The sequence below is a fragment of the Alphaproteobacteria bacterium genome (genome assembly GCA_015231795.1).
Lineage (GTDB): Bacteria > Pseudomonadota > Alphaproteobacteria > Rhodospirillales > WMHbin7 > WMHbin7.
Genome location: JADGAX010000004.1, coordinates 184,075 through 198,320, shown reverse-complemented (window position 1 = coordinate 198,320; position 14,246 = coordinate 184,075). Strand labels below are relative to the sequence as shown.

Sequence of the window (14,246 nt, the reverse complement as noted above, 5' to 3'; positions counted from 1 at the left end):
GGCCGTTACGGCGTTTCGGTGGCGCTGACGCCGACGGCCAGATCGCCGTCCATCACATTCTCGAGCGCCAGCGCGGGATCGGCTTCCAGACGCTCGCCCTTCATGGGCAGCTCTGCGTCGGTGGCCATGGTGATTTCCACGCCATCCTCGGCGGGCGAGTAGATGAATCCGTAGATCGGATAGCTCTTGGAGCCGAGATCCTTGACCGGATCGTACCAAACGCGGACCTGCGACCAGTCGTTCTCTTCCGAGACGTCGATCACGGCGACATGGGTGTTGACCTTGCCCTTATTGCGGCCGCGGTCCCAATTAGCGTGATCGATCAAGATTTTGCGTTCGTCGATCACCGTGGTCACGACGGCAACATGGCCGCGCTTCATCTTGCCGTGCTGCTTGAAGACCATGACCGATCCCACCTGGGGAAGCTGGCCGCGCTCGTAAAGACCCTCGGCGGCTTTCCACCAGCGCCAAGCGTCACCGCGCAGGGTGATGTCGGAATTCAGGCGGGCGAAGGGAACGCACTGCCATTTCTTGGGAAGGGTCTTTTCGACCGATGCTTTTTTGCTGGGAGCTGCTTGAGAAGTGACGGGGACCGCCGCAATCATCAGCGCGGCCGCCATGGCGAACAAAGCCTTCTTACCCCTCATGCGTCTTCCCCTTCTTCAGGCGGGCGGGAGGGTGTTCCCTCTCCAAATTAAGCTCCTTGGTGCGGAGCCTTGTAACCCTTCGTTGCTGAACCATGAACCAAACCCGCGAGGTCATCCACACGGACTGTTTCAATCTGTGACAAAGCTGCTTACCTTGATTCGAAGGGGTCGGGCAAGGAAAAACAGACTTTTTCCACAAATTTTATCGATCCGGGATAGAAACAAGAATTTGGGGATGATGTATCTGAAATACACAATAGTTGGTAAAACCAAGGTTAATTTGCCTGTATTTGATCTGCCTCAAAAAAGAATGGGCGTGATTCAAAATGAATCGACAAACTCCTTAACGCGACTCGCGCTAAAAGTTAACAAAGTGGTTAATGAGCTTCGCCCCAATTGGTGCCGACACCGGTTTCGGCGATCAGGGGAACCGACAGGCTGACGGCACCTTCCATGACCGATTTGACCAGGGCCGCGGCCTCTAGGGCCTCCGACTCGGGGGCCTCCAAGACCAATTCGTCGTGAACCTGCAGCAGCAGACGGGTTTTCAGCCCCGCCTTCAGCAAGGCCGGGGGCAGGCGGATCATGGCCCGCTTGATGATGTCGGCGGCCCCGCCTTGGATCGGCGCGTTGATGGCGGCTCTTTCGGCGAATCCCCGCTCGTTCGGGTTTTTGGAGGCGATGCCCGGCGTATGGCAGTGCCGCCCGAACAAGGTGGTGACATAGCCCTTGGCCTTGGCCGTCTCCTTGGTGCGCTCCATATATATGCGGATTTCCGGGAAGCGGGCCAGATAGGCCTCGATGAAGCGGCTGGCCTCGCCGACCGGAATGCCCAATTGCTGCGACAGGCCAAAGGCCCCCATGCCGTAGATGATGCCGAAATTGATCGCCTTGGCCTGGCGGCGCAGGCTGGGGTCCATGCCTTCGATGGGCACGCCGAAAACCTGCGATGCCGTGCTGGCGTGAATGTCCGCCCCCATGGCGAAGGCGTCTTTTAATGCTTTCACGTCCGCCACATGGGCGACGAGGCGCAGTTCGATCTGCGAGTAATCGGCGGAAATCAGCACATGTCCGGGTTCGGCGATGAAGGCCGTGCGGATTTTGCGCCCCTCCTCGGTGCGGATGGGGATGTTTTGCAAATTGGGTTCCGACGAAGACAGGCGGCCCGTGCTGGTCACCGCCTGCGAAAAGCTGGTATGGACCCGGTGATGACGGTCCGCCATGGCGATCAGGGCGTCGATATAGGTGCTTTTCAGTTTGGCCAACTGGCGCCATTCCAGCACTTTGGCGGGCAGGGCGTGACCTTCGCCGGCCAGACTTTCCAGCACCGAGGCGTCGGTGCCCCAGGCCCCGGTCTTAGCGCTTTTCTTGCCGCCCGGCAGGCTCATCTCGTCGAACAAGACCTCGCCCAACTGCTTGGGCGAGCCGATATTGAAGGGGCGTCCGGCCAGCTCCTGGGCCTCGGCTTCAAAAATCGCCATGCGTTTGGCGAAATCCTCGCCCAAAGCACTTAGGCGCTGCATGTCGATCTTGATGCCCTGGCGCTCCATGTCGCCCAGCACCGGCACCAAGGGACGCTCCAATTCCTCGTAAATGCCGGTCAATCGCTGGGCGGCCAAACGGGGCTTTAAGGTCTGGTGCAGGCAGAAGGTGACGTCGGCGTCTTCGGCGGCATAGGCCAGCGCCTTGTCCATTTCGACCTGGGCGAAGCCGATCTGATCTTTGCCTTTGCCGCAGACGGCTTCGAATTTGATGGTGTCGCGGTCCAGATGCAGCTTGGCCAGTTCGTCCATGCCGTGGCCGTGCAGGCTGCCGTCCAACACATAGGAGATCAGCATGGTGTCGTCGAAGGGCAAAACGTCGATGCCATGTCTTGCCAGCACATGGCGGTCGTATTTGATGTTCTGGCCGATCTTCAAGACGGCCTCGTCTTCCAGCAAGGGCTTCAGGATGTCCAGCGCCGCCGCCAGCGGAATCTGCTTCGGGCGCGGGATGGGCGCGCTCAACAGGTCGCCTTGCGACCCCTTACCCTCATGGCCCAGCGGGATGTAGCAGGCCTTGCCTGGGCCAAGCGCCAGCGAGACGCCGACCAGATCGGCCGCAAGGGCGTCAAGGCTGGTGGTTTCCGTATCCACCGCCAGCAAGCCTTGCTTCGCCGCATCCCTGATCCAGGCCTTTAGGCGTTCCTCGTCTTGGATCAGTTCGTAGCCGCTCTCGGTTGCGGCTGGCTTTGGCGCGGCGGGGGCCAGCGGCGCCGAGAAGGCGGGTCCCAGCTTGGCCAGTAACGAGCGGAATTCCATGCGGTTGAAGAAATCGCGCAACCGGGTGGGATCGGGCGGCCTGCGCTCCATCGCCTCCAGACCCAAGGGGGTGGGGGTGTCGCATTTCAGGCGCACCAACTCGCGCGACATCAGGGCCTTGTCACGATTGGCCAGCAAGGTTTCGCGCCGCTTGGGCTGTTTGATCTCGCTTGCCTTGGCAAGCAGCCCGTCCAGATCGCCGTACAGCCCGATCAATTCCGCCGCTGTTTTAACGCCGATGCCCGGCACGCCCGGCACATTGTCGGTGGGATCGCCGATCAAGGCCTGAACATCCACCACTTTGTTCGGTGGGACGCCGAACTTCAAGATGACCTCGGCTTCGCCGATCGCCTTGTTTTTAAGCGGGTCCAAAAGGCCGATGCCCGGGCGGATCAGCTGCATCAGGTCCTTGTCGGAGGAAACGATGGTGACCTGGGCGCCCTGGCTTTGGGCCAAAGCGGCATAGGTGGCGATCAGATCGTCGGCTTCGAACCCTTCAAGCTCGACCTGGGCGACCCCGAAAGCCTCGACCGCTTCCCTGATCAGGGGGAACTGGGGCACCAATTCCTCGGGCGCTGGCGGTCGATGCGCCTTGTAGTCGGGATAGATCTCGTTGCGGAACGTCTTGCGTCCGGCGTCGAAAATCACCGCCAAGTGATCGGCGTCGCTTTCGACCATCAGCCGAGACAGCATGGTGGCAAAGCCGTAAACGGCGTTGGTCGGCGTGCCATCGGAACGGGTCATCATCGGAAGACCGTGAAAGGCCCTGAAAATAAAGCCCGATCCGTCGACCAGATACAGATGCTTGATGGGAACGCTCACCGGCCTAATGGCCGCCATCAAGCGCCAGGCCATCCTTCAGTTGGAACAGGCGTCCGCAATAGGGGCATTCGACCTGACGGCTGTCGTCCATTTTCAGAAAGACCAGGGGATGGCCAAGCGCACCTTCGCCCCCATCGCAGCCGACGACGGCGGTTTCAACGGTCACGATGTCTTTGTGGTCGGGTTTCATGGCTGGCCTCGGGCTGAACTCGCTGGGCCGGATGATAGCCCAACCAACAAAGCCTGTTAACCCCTCTTGCCCCAGGGGGCTACCGGCATGATATAGTCGCGTGCCATGAAAAGGAACCAGCCCTTGTCTCTTCGCCGTCCCCTTGCCCTCGCCCTGGGTCTCCTGGCGCTTGCCGCCTGCGCCTCGAAAGAGGAGGAATATGTCGAACGCCCGGTCGAGGAAATCTACAACCAGGCGATGGATCAATTGGACAAGGGCAATCTGGGCGCCGCCGCCAAGGAATTCGACGAGGTCGAACGCCAACATCCCTATTCGGCCTGGGCCACCCAGGCCCAGCTTCAGGCCGCCTACACCAACTACGAGGCGCGCAAGTACGATGACGCCATTCTGGCCCTGGATCGTTTCATTCAGCTGCATCCCGGCCACCGCAACATCGCCTATGCCTATTATCTGAAGGGGCTTTGCTATTACGACCAGATCGCCGATGTGGGGCGCGATCAGAAAATGACCCAGTTGGCCCTGCAGTCGCTGTCCGAAGTGGTGACGCGCTTTCCCACCAGCCGCTATGCGCGCGACGCCCAGTTGAAGATCGACCTGACCCGCGACCATCTGGCGGGCAAGGAAATGACCGTGGGGCGCTATTACCAGAAGCAAGGCCATTTCCTGGCGGCGATCAACCGCTACAAGGTCGTGGTCGATCAGTATCAGACCACGACCCATGTGCCGGAAGCCTTGCATCGCCTCGTCGAAAGCTATGAGTCGCTGGGACTGGCCGACGAGGCCAAGAAGGTCGCCAGCGTGCTGGGCCACAATTTTCCTGGCAGCGAGTGGTATATCGACAGCTACGAAAATGTCGAGAACGTCAAGGTTCGTCCCGACAAGAAAGAAAAGTCCTGGTGGAAGCTGTGGTAGCCGTCCGGCCTTAAGGGGAATTCGATGCTGCGCGCCCTGGCCATCCGCGACGTGGTGCTGATCGAGCGCTTGGACATCGATTTCCAAAGCGGGCTTTCGGCCCTGACCGGCGAGACCGGCGCCGGCAAATCCATCCTTCTTGATTCACTGGCCCTCGCCCTGGGGGCGCGGTCGGATTCCGGCCTTGTGCGGGCGGGCGCTGGGCAAGCCAGCGTCGCCGCCGTTTTCGATCTTCCTTCCGGCCATTTGGCGTCGGCGATTCTGGCCGAGCAGGGACTTGACGGCGGCAGCGAACTGGTTCTGCGACGGATCGTGGAAGCCAATGGGCGCTCGCGAGCCTTCGTCAACGATCAGCCCGCCAGCGTCGGCTTGATGCGTCAATTGGGCGACGCGCTGGTGGAAATTCATGGCCAGTTCGAAAGCCACAGCCTGCTCAATCCCGCCACCCATCGCGCGGTGTTGGACGCCTTCGGCCAGTTGGATGGCCTGATTTCCCAGGTGCGGGGCGGCTTCGCCCTGTGGCGGGCCGCCGCTTCGGCGCGCAAGCAGGCCGAAGCCGATTTGGCCAAGGCCAGGGCCGAGGAAGAGGAATTGCGCTTCGCGGTCGACGAGTTGAAGAAACTGGCCCCGCAGGCGGGCGAGGAAGCCCAACTGGCTGAAAAGCGCGCCCTGATGATGCATGCCGAGAAATTGGCCGAGGGCGTGAACGGAGCGCTGCAAACGCTTACCCGCCCCGCTTCGGTGGAAGGCGCTTTGCGCACCGCTTGCCGCCAGCTTGAGAAAGTGGCCGAGAAGGCGGGCGGCGCCCTGACCGGGGCCATTCAGGCCTTGGAACGCGCCGCCATCGAGGCCGAAGAGGGCTTGGCGCAGATCGAGCGGCTGCAAGGCGAAATCGATCTTGATCCGGCGCATCTGGAACAGGTCGAGGAACGCCTGTTCACGTTAAAGCAAGTGGCGCGCAAACATGGCGTCGAGGTTGGGCAATTGGCCGATCTGGCGGCAAGGCTCGAGAATCGCTTGGCCGATCTGGATGGCGGCGGCAAGGGCTTGGCGCGTTTGGCCCAGGCCGAGGCCGAGGCCAGGGAATCCTACCTTAAGCTGGCGCGCCAACTGACGGCCCAGCGCGGCAAGGCGGCTGCGAAGCTGGACGACGCCGTGGCCAAGGAGTTGGCGCCCTTGAAGCTGGAAAAGGCGCGTTTCGCCACCTTGCTCGAGCCTTTGGGCGAAGCCGACTGGAGCGAAACCGGCATGGAGCGCGTGGCCTTCCAGGTGGCGACCAATCCGGGCGCTCAGCCCGGTCCCTTGAACAAGATCGCGTCGGGCGGCGAATTGTCGCGCTTCATGCTGGCACTCAAGGTCGTGCTGGCGGGCATCAGCCCGGTGACCAGCTTGGTCTTCGACGAAGTGGACAGCGGCATCGGCGGCGCGGTGGCGGCGGCGGTGGGCGAGCGATTGAAGCGCTTGGCATCCTCGCTTCAATTGCTGGTGGTGACCCATTCGCCCCAGGTGGCGGCGCAGGCCGACCATCATTACCGGGTGGCGAAGGCGGAAGCCAAGGGCGCCATGACCACGCGCATCGATCTGCTGGACCCTGAGAACCGCATCGAGGAAGTGGCGCGCATGTTGTCGGGGGCCGAGATTTCCGGCGAGGCCCGCCAAGCCGCTTGGCGTCTGATGGGCAGGGCATGAGCGGCAAGGAGATTCCGGTCTCTGCCTTGACCGATCTGGAAGCGTCGGGCGAACTGGCGCATCTGGCCCGCGAAATCGCCAAGCTCGACAAGGCCTATTACCAAGACGACGCGCCGCTGGTCACCGACGCCGAGTATGACGCGCTGATGAAGCGGCTTGAGGCCATCGAGGCCAAATTTCCGCATCTGAAGCGCCAAGACAGCCCCAAGCGCAAGGTGGGGGCGGCCCCTGCCCAGGGATTCGCCAAAATCCGGCACGCCGCTCCCATGCTGTCGCTCGACAACGCTTTCGACGAAGCGGACGTCGAGGCTTTCATCTCCTCGGTGCGCCGTTACTTAAAGGAATTGCGAGACAATCCAGACCACACGGTGGATTTCTTTGCCGATCTGAAAATCGATGGCCTTTCTGCGTCGCTGACCTATGAGAAGGGAGAATTCGTCAAGGGTGCTACGCGCGGCGATGGCGAGGTGGGCGAGGACGTAACGGCGAATTTGAAAACCATCGCCGATATCCCGCATCGCCTGAAAGGCGTCTTTCCCGATTTCATCGAAATTCGCGGCGAAGTGTATATGAGCCGCCAGGATTTCTTCGCGCTGAACGAGGCGCAGGAAAAAGCGGGCGAAAAGATTTTCGCCAATCCCAGAAACGCCGCCGCCGGCAGTCTGCGCCAGCTTGATCCAAGCGTCACGGCAAAGCGCCCCTTAAGTTTCTTCGCCTACGCCTGGGGGGCTTGCAGTGAGAAAGGGTTTTGGCAAACGCAAAATGACTTTATCGACCAACTGAGATGCTGGGGCTTCAAGATTCATCAAATGGGGGATCTGGGGCGGAATGCAAAGGAGCTTGTTGCTTATTGGCAAAAAATTGCAAGTGAGCGGGCCAGTCTTCCCTTCGACATCGACGGCGTGGTCTACAAGGTCAACATTGTTGAGTGGCAAGAAAGATTGGGGGCGTCGGACCGAGCGCCCCGCTGGGCCATCGCCCATAAATTCCCCGCCGAGCAGGCCGAAACCATTTTGGAAAAAATCGACATCCAGGTCGGGCGCACCGGCGTGTTGACCCCGGTGGCGCATCTGGCTCCGATCAATGTCGGCGGCGTTCTGGTCTCGCGCGCCACCTTGCACAATGAAGATTACATCGCCGAGAAGGACATTCGCGAAGGCGACCGGGTGATCATACAGCGTGCGGGTGATGTAATACCTCAAGTCGTCAGGGTAATACCTGAAAAAAGACAGTCTTACCTGCCGGTTTTCGAATTCCCCACCGTCTGCCCGGTTTGCGGCAGTGTGGCGGCGCGAGAAGAAGGGCAGGCCGCCAAGCGATGCACCGGCGGGTTGATCTGTCCGGCCCAGGTGGTCGAGCGCGTGCGCCATTTCGTTTCGCGCGGCGCTTTCGACATCGAGGGACTGGGCGAAAAAAATGTCGAGGCCTTTCTGGCCGAAGGGCTGATCTCCCATCCCGCCGACATCTTCCGCCTTGAGGAACGCGACCGCCAGTCGTTGACCCCGCTGCGCAACCGTCCCGGCTGGGGGGCGAAGTCGGCCGAGAATTTGTTCGCCGCCATCAATGCCAGGCGCGTCATCTCGCTTGAGCGATTCATCTATGCGCTGGGCATTCCGCAAGTGGGCGAGGCGACGGCCCGTCTGCTGGCCCAGCATTACGAGAGCTTCGAAAATTTCCGCGATGCCTGCCTTGCCGCGGCTGACAGCGCTTCAGAGGCGCGAAGCGATCTGGAGGCCATCAACGGCATCGGCCCCAAGATGGCCGCCGATCTGGTGGGCTTCTTCGCCGAGGACCACAATAAACAGGGCGTCGACGAATTGGCGGGCCTTCTGACCATCCAGCCCGCCGCCAAGCTGGCCAGCGTCGATTCCGCCGTTGCCGGAAAAACCGTGGTCTTCACCGGGGCGCTGACCCGCTTCACCCGCGACGAAGCCAAGGCCAAGGCCATGGCGCTGGGCGCCAAGGTGACGGATTCGGTTTCCAAGAAAACCGATTTCGTGGTGGCGGGCGCCGATGCCGGATCGAAGGCCGCCAAGGCCCGCGAGCTTGGCGTTCCTCTTCTGACGGAAGACGAGTGGCTGGCGCTGATTGGCGGCTGAAACCGGTTCAGCTTGCGTTCAGCCGGGTTTGCTTATCTTGGGGACCAGATTGTTTCCCAAGGAGCGTTTCCATGCTGAAAAAGACACTGGCCTTCATTCTTCTGGGCATCGTCCTGGCGGGCGCCGGGGCGGCCTATTCCGGCGGCCTGCCGTCCGGCGACAAGCATCACTCGGACCGCGATCACGACCGGGACGACGACTGATGCGCAACCTTTCGTTCAATCTGCTGCTGTTCTGGCACGGGCTGTTCGCAGGCTCGTACATCGTGGCCTTTCTGACGGGCGACGACGCCATGGGCATGCATATCGCCTCGGGCTGGTTCGTGATCGGGCTTGGCGCTTGGCGGCTGCTGATCGCTCTGTTGGCCCCCGAACGGTCGCCCTGGTCGCTGCCTTGGCCCAATGCCGTATTGATCAAGGCCTTTCGCCGCCAGCTTCTTGATCTTGATCCGCAGGCCTTGCAGGGCCGCAATCTGCTGATCGTGGCTTCGGGCCTGATCGTGCTGATGGGGGCGGTTCTAGCCTCGCTGTCGGGCTATCTGCCCAGCGACGATCTGCATGAGGGCTTCGCCAACCTGTCGCTGGCTTTCGTGCTGGGCCATGTCGCGCTGATCTTGATCTCGCAAGCCTTCAAAAAAGTCAAAGCGGCGTCGTCGCCCGCTCCAGCCAAGCCCTTGGCTTCCCCTCCAGCCCAGAGCCGAGCGCCCGTCTAATCCCCAGGTGATAGGCGTTCAGCCACTGGCGCTCGGGCTTCGTCAAAAGTCCGGGCGCCAGCAGGCGTTTGTCGATGGGCGCTTGGGTCAGGATTTCAAAGGCCAGCATGTCGCGCTCGCCCTTCTTAGAGCGCTTTGCCGCAACGACCAGCGCCAGACTTTCGATGCGGATGCCCAGAACGCCCGCCCGGTAATAGCCGGGCTCGATCGACAGAATCATGCCTTCTTCCAAAGCAGCCGTGCTGCCCGATTTGGCGATGCGCTGCGGCCCTTCATGCACCGACAGATAACTGCCGACCCCATGGCCGGTGCCGTGGTCATAGTCCAGCCCTTCTTGCCACAGGAATTGGCGGGCCAAAGCATCCAACTGGCCGCCCTGCGTTCCCTTGGGAAAGACCGCCGACGCCAGCGCGATATGGCCTTTCAAGACCAGCGTGAACAGGCGTTTCATGTCCGCCGTCGGTTGACCGGGTCCGATGAAAACCGTGCGCGTGACGTCGGTGGTGCCGTCAAGATATTGGCCGCCCGAATCCAGCAAGAACAGGTTGCCGGGCTTGAGTTTTGCGTCGCGCCCGGGCCTTGCGCGGTAATGCACGATGGCTCCATTGGCGCCCTGGGCGGCGATGGTGCCGAAACTGGGGCCTTGCGCCAAATCCTCTTTGGCGCGCTCGGCATCGACCGCCTTGGCGGCCTGCGTTTCGCGGACGCCCGCCTTCAGATTGGCTAGAAAGCGAACCAGCGCGGCGCCGTCTCGCCGGTGCGCCGCCCTGGCTCCGGCGATCTCGACCGGGTTTTTGACGGCGCGAAGACCCAGGCATGGATCAGGGCCGTGAACGATCCTGGCGCCTGAAAATTTCAGGCAGTCCGTCAGCAACAGGGGCGTTTGCGCCGGATCGACGCTGATGGATTTTCGAGCGCGCCCCAGGGCGCTCAGTTGCGAGATCAGGCTGTCCTGGCGGTGCAGGCGCACGCCGTCGCCCAGGCTGGTCTTCAGCCGGTCTTGATCCAGGAATAAATCGACGCTGGCATCGGCATGCAGCAGTGCGAAAGCGCGCAGCAAGGGCGCATAGGGCACGTCGGCGGCCCGCAGATTCAACAGCCAGCAGAGCGATTCTGGGGAAGCGATCAAGGCGGCATCGCATTTGGCCTGGGCCAGCAACCGGCTGGCCCGTAAGCGTTTGGCCGCCTGTTCCTCGCCCGCGAACCTGACGTCTTGCGCTACGACCGGCGAGTTTGGCGGGGCGGGGCGATCCTTCCAAATGGCGTCCAGGGGGTTGGCGTCCAAAAGACGCAGGCTGGCGCCAGCCTTGGAGCAAGCATCTTCCAACAGCCTTGATCCATTCGCCGTAACCAGCCAGGGGTCGATGCCCAACACTTGTCCGGCTTTCAGATTTTCGCCCAGCCAATCGGAAAGCGATTTCTCCTGAGTGGGGACAAGGCAAAACCGTTTGGCGTCGGTTTCTTGGGCGGCTTGAAGCGTATAGCGCCCATCGACGAAAAGCCCCGCCTTGGCGGACAGGACGACGCATTGGCCCATCGAGCCGGTAAAACCGGAGATCCAGGCCAGCCTGCGGTCGGAGGCGGGTACATATTCGCCCTGGAAGGCGTCGGCGCTGGGGATCAGAAAGCCGTCGATCCCCAGGCGCTTCATCTCTCTGCGCAGGCAAGACAGGCGTTTGGCGAAGTCTGGTTTGTCGGTCATTTCAACACCTTCCTCTCTTCAAGTTAAGGAGGAATGGGGCCGTCGGCAATAAGTCTGGATAAGTCAGCATATTTGACCTATATTATGCTGCAGTGCAATATCGCAGATGCGAGCAACCGAAAGAGGCGCCCCATGTGGCCCTACAACAACGAAGAATCCGACTGGCTCGACTGACCGGGACCCCCCGTCTCGCAGCGTCGAATCCCGTCAGATTGCTTAACCGATCTTAACCCCTCAGCCCTTGACATATTGTGTGCTTGGCCCGCATAGTCTACTAACTTTGGTAGGGGCGGAGCCGATTCGCATGTCATCCACAAGATCGCTGATACTGGCCGGGCTGGGAGCTGTCGCTCTTGGCGGCGCGGCAGCGGGCGTTGTGGGTCTGGCAAGCGAAGCGCCCACGCGCTTGGAGCGCATATCCCTGGCCATGCCGCCAAGCCTTGAGCTGGCACCCTTCGACGACGAAGAAACCATCATCGATACCGCTTTTGGCCCGGCCATGTCGCAGGCTGTGCAATTGGTCAGCAACGAGGGCGAAGCGCCGTTGACCGTCCCGCCGCCGATGGTGAAGGAAGGCGAGGAAGAGCCGCCCAAGCCATCAGCGTCCCCCGTTCCCAAGGTTGAAGGGCCGCTTCCCGAACCCATGTCGCCCAGTCGGGCCGGTACCGCGACGGTTGGCGATGTCCCCCCCTTGATGGCGCCTGAAGTTCTGGCGACCGTTCAGGGTCTCAGGGTCGGCCACAGCGGCGACAAAACGCGCGTCATCATTGATCTGTCGGCCAGCACCGATTTCGCCTATTCGGTCGGCAAGGACGGAAAATCGGTTTCGGTGGTTCTGCCGGGTGCAACCTGGAAGACCGCCGCCAAGGGGTCGACCAAGGCGGGCGGTCGCATCACCGGCTACGAATATCAAGCCGTCGATGGCGGATCGAAAGTGACCCTTTCGGCCAGCGAGCCGGTCGAAATCGTTCAGGTCGAGCCGCATCCCGCCAACGGCCAGGGCTATCAGTTGGTCATCGATCTGGTCGATGCCCAGGGCGCTCAGGTGCGCCGTGGCGGCATGGCCTTCTGGTGGACCAAGGAAACGCCCCCCAAGCTGGCTGAAGCTCAGCCAGCACCTTTGCCCACCCCCCAGGTGGCCGACGCAACCGCAGCAAGGGCCGAACCCGTTATGGCGCCGACGCCCATCGCCGATTACAAAAAGGCGCGCGATTGGTCGGGCTTCTATCTGGGCGCTCAGGCGGGTTACGACTTGGCGATGACCAAGGAAAAGCATTCGGTGCGCGGTTCGAAAACGCATACGGTGGACGGCGCCGAGGGCGGATTGTTCCTTGGCTGGGGCAAACAAATGGGGTCGCTGTATTTGGGCGGCGAACTGGCGGGGGCCTATGCCCACGCTTCGGCCAAGCAGAAGATAGACAATGGCAAGCATGAATTGTCGAAGTCGTGGAATTACGGCGGCGCGCTTCGCATTGGCACGCCGGTGTTCGACGATGGCTTGATCTATCTGAAAGGCGGCTATCAGGCCTCGTCCTTCAAGCTGGCCAGCAATCGACCGGGCGATGCGGGCGCGCCCAGCGTTTCCAAGTCGAAGACGCTGCACGGCCCCCTGGTCGGCGTCGGCTTCGACTATCTGATGACCGACAACTGGTTTTTGCGCACCGACGCCAGCTATGTCTTCTACAACAGCATGAACTACACCGACAGCGCCGGCGGAACGGGTAAGATCAGCCCCAACGACATCAGCCTGCGCTTGGGCGTCGCGTATAAATTCTAGCTCTAATCCAATCCCAGTTCGCCAGCAGGACGGCTAGGCCAAGCCACGCCACGCGCGCTTGATAGCGGTCGGCCAGCGACGACAATCCCCCGCAGGCCAGCGCATTGCCGACAAGCCCCGCCAGAATCAATCCGGCCAGCAGCGCCCGGGGCCGGTCTTGGCCGCGAACGGCCAGAAACAGCATCAGCATCAGCCCGCAAAGGCCCAGCGCCATGGAGGCGACGCCGACATATTGAAGCCAAGCCTTGCCCTGGCTCCATCCATGTTCCTGACGGGCGTTTTGCAGCTGTTCGATCTGACTGGGCCAGCGGCGCTCGAAGGAGCGCTGCATGTGAAAAGACATAGGGTCGAAAACGTCGCCGGGTCCGAAGGCGAAGAATTGCTTTGCTGCCGTGCTCAGCATGAAACCCGCTGTTTCGGCGGGATGGGCCAAGACGGTTCGTTTCAGCAGCTCCGGGGCCTCGACCATCCAGACATCGATGGACCCGGCGCGCCCAAAGAACACGCCGCCACGCCCCCACAGAAATTCATTCTCGTCGCCCTGCAGACGATCTTGCATGGCGCAGATCAGATAGGGCTTCTCGGCGCACAGGCTTGGCAAATCCTTTTGGATCACGCCGCCCGAGACCAGACGGGCCAACAGGAAAACCGATCCGCCCTTGTTGTAGAACCAGCCGCCCTGCGCCATGGCGTGCAGGCTGGGCACCGCCAGCCAGGCGATCAGCGTAGCGCCCGCCAAAGCCAGCGCCGCCTGCTTGGGGGCCTGGCGCAAGGCCCATAGGATCAAACCGATCAGGCTCAGTCCCGCCAGCACCAAGAGATGCGTGGCATGGACCATGCCAAAAAGCGGCAGCAAGAGCAGGGCCAGATATTTCAGCCGCCCCAGCTGCTTCCAGCCCGCCAAAACCAGCACCCCGGTCAGAATAGCGGGGGCCGCGAAGGCGTCCGGCATGATCAATCCCGCATACCAGGAAGCGGGGGTGAGAATGGCTGTGCCCAGCGCAACCGCCAAAAACCGCCCCGGCATCCCTTTTCGTCCGCCCAGTTGGACCAGGAGGACCAGAACCAGCAAACAGGCCACGATCTGCATCAGGACCACGGGCCACAAACTGTCCGCAACCCGGCCAAGCGAAACAAGAAAAGCGTAGGGCAGCAGGCGGAAAGGCGGCATGTCGAAGGTGAAGGCGGCCTCGATGTAATCGGCTGAATCGTAGAAGACGAAAGGATAGCCGTTCCACAGCGCGGGGGTCAGAAAGGCGGCCAGGGCGGCACCGCCCGCCAAAATCCATGCCAAGGGAAAAACAGGGTTCATCTTCAGGCCATCTTGACGCAAAGCATATCTTTACCAAAATAGTATGGAACAGGCCATGATGGTCTGCCGTTCGAAGGCGCTGCC

The 14,246-nt window shown here is 61.6% G+C and carries 10 protein-coding genes; 5 read left to right on the top strand and 5 right to left on the bottom strand.

What is annotated here, in order from left to right:
- Positions 1–5: 5 nt before the first annotated feature.
- The 3 genes from HQL44_10945 to HQL44_10935 form a co-directional block, all read right to left on the bottom strand.
- Complete coding sequence (locus HQL44_10945) at positions 6–647, bottom strand: CHAP domain-containing protein (protein ID MBF0269096.1); 642 nt, start codon at positions 645–647, stop codon at positions 6–8.
- Positions 648–1,024: 377 nt separating this feature from the next.
- Positions 1,025–3,787 (bottom strand): DNA polymerase I, encoded by a 2,763-nt coding sequence (gene polA, locus HQL44_10940; GenBank protein MBF0269095.1) that lies wholly within the window; start codon positions 3,785–3,787, stop codon positions 1,025–1,027.
- Positions 3,774–3,959 (bottom strand): zinc-finger domain-containing protein, encoded by a 186-nt coding sequence (locus HQL44_10935; protein ID MBF0269094.1) that lies wholly within the window; start codon positions 3,957–3,959, stop codon positions 3,774–3,776. The genes polA and HQL44_10935 overlap by 14 nt, the downstream gene beginning before the upstream one ends.
- 105 nt (positions 3,960–4,064) lie before the next feature.
- Between HQL44_10935 and HQL44_10930 the strand changes: the two genes are divergently transcribed.
- From HQL44_10930 to HQL44_10915, 4 genes are all read left to right on the top strand, one after another.
- Positions 4,065–4,871: an outer membrane protein assembly factor BamD gene (locus tag HQL44_10930; protein MBF0269093.1), complete on the top strand. Its 807-nt coding sequence runs from the start codon at positions 4,065–4,067 to the stop codon at positions 4,869–4,871.
- Positions 4,872–4,895: 24 nt separating this feature from the next.
- Positions 4,896–6,560, top strand: coding sequence for a DNA repair protein RecN (recN, locus tag HQL44_10925; protein ID MBF0269092.1), 1,665 nt, complete (start codon positions 4,896–4,898; stop codon positions 6,558–6,560).
- Positions 6,557–8,659, top strand: a complete 2,103-nt coding sequence (gene ligA, locus HQL44_10920; protein MBF0269091.1) for an NAD-dependent DNA ligase LigA — start codon at positions 6,557–6,559, stop codon at positions 8,657–8,659. The genes recN and ligA overlap by 4 nt, the downstream gene beginning before the upstream one ends.
- 202 nt (positions 8,660–8,861) lie before the next feature.
- Positions 8,862–9,371, top strand: a complete 510-nt coding sequence (locus HQL44_10915; protein ID MBF0269090.1) for a hypothetical protein — start codon at positions 8,862–8,864, stop codon at positions 9,369–9,371.
- Here HQL44_10915 and HQL44_10910 read toward each other — a convergent pair.
- The gene (locus HQL44_10910) at positions 9,298–11,073 is read right to left on the bottom strand and encodes an aminopeptidase P family protein (GenBank protein MBF0269089.1); all 1,776 of its coding nucleotides are present in this window, start codon (positions 11,071–11,073) and stop codon (positions 9,298–9,300) included. The two genes, HQL44_10915 and HQL44_10910, sit on opposite strands and share 74 nt — an antisense overlap.
- 304 nt (positions 11,074–11,377) lie before the next feature.
- Here HQL44_10910 and HQL44_10905 point away from each other — a divergent pair, with 304 nt between their 5' ends.
- On the top strand, positions 11,378–12,850 hold the full coding sequence (locus HQL44_10905; GenBank protein ID MBF0269088.1) for an outer membrane beta-barrel protein: 1,473 nt from the start codon (positions 11,378–11,380) through the stop codon (positions 12,848–12,850).
- On the opposite strand, the gene HQL44_10900 is transcribed toward HQL44_10905, so the two are convergent.
- The gene (locus HQL44_10900) at positions 12,816–14,162 is read right to left on the bottom strand and encodes a hypothetical protein (protein MBF0269087.1); all 1,347 of its coding nucleotides are present in this window, start codon (positions 14,160–14,162) and stop codon (positions 12,816–12,818) included. The two genes, HQL44_10905 and HQL44_10900, sit on opposite strands and share 35 nt — an antisense overlap.
- Between the last annotated feature and the right edge of the window lie 84 nt (positions 14,163–14,246).

What these genes read in the sequence shown, in the direction of transcription:
- HQL44_10945 (MBF0269096.1), bottom strand. Translation starts at nt 647, where the DNA reads ATGAGGGGTAAGAAGGCTTTGTTCGCCATGGCGGCCGCGCTGATGATT.
- polA (MBF0269095.1), bottom strand. Translation starts at nt 3,787, where the DNA reads ATGGCGGCCATTAGGCCGGTGAGCGTTCCCATCAAGCATCTGTATCTG.
- HQL44_10935 (MBF0269094.1), bottom strand. Translation starts at nt 3,959, where the DNA reads ATGAAACCCGACCACAAAGACATCGTGACCGTTGAAACCGCCGTCGTC.
- HQL44_10930 (MBF0269093.1), top strand. Translation starts at nt 4,065, where the DNA reads ATGAAAAGGAACCAGCCCTTGTCTCTTCGCCGTCCCCTTGCCCTCGCC.
- recN (MBF0269092.1), top strand. Translation starts at nt 4,896, where the DNA reads ATGCTGCGCGCCCTGGCCATCCGCGACGTGGTGCTGATCGAGCGCTTG.
- ligA (MBF0269091.1), top strand. Translation starts at nt 6,557, where the DNA reads ATGAGCGGCAAGGAGATTCCGGTCTCTGCCTTGACCGATCTGGAAGCG.
- HQL44_10915 (MBF0269090.1), top strand. Translation starts at nt 8,862, where the DNA reads ATGCGCAACCTTTCGTTCAATCTGCTGCTGTTCTGGCACGGGCTGTTC.
- HQL44_10910 (MBF0269089.1), bottom strand. Translation starts at nt 11,073, where the DNA reads ATGACCGACAAACCAGACTTCGCCAAACGCCTGTCTTGCCTGCGCAGA.
- HQL44_10905 (MBF0269088.1), top strand. Translation starts at nt 11,378, where the DNA reads ATGTCATCCACAAGATCGCTGATACTGGCCGGGCTGGGAGCTGTCGCT.
- HQL44_10900 (MBF0269087.1), bottom strand. Translation starts at nt 14,162, where the DNA reads ATGAACCCTGTTTTTCCCTTGGCATGGATTTTGGCGGGCGGTGCCGCC.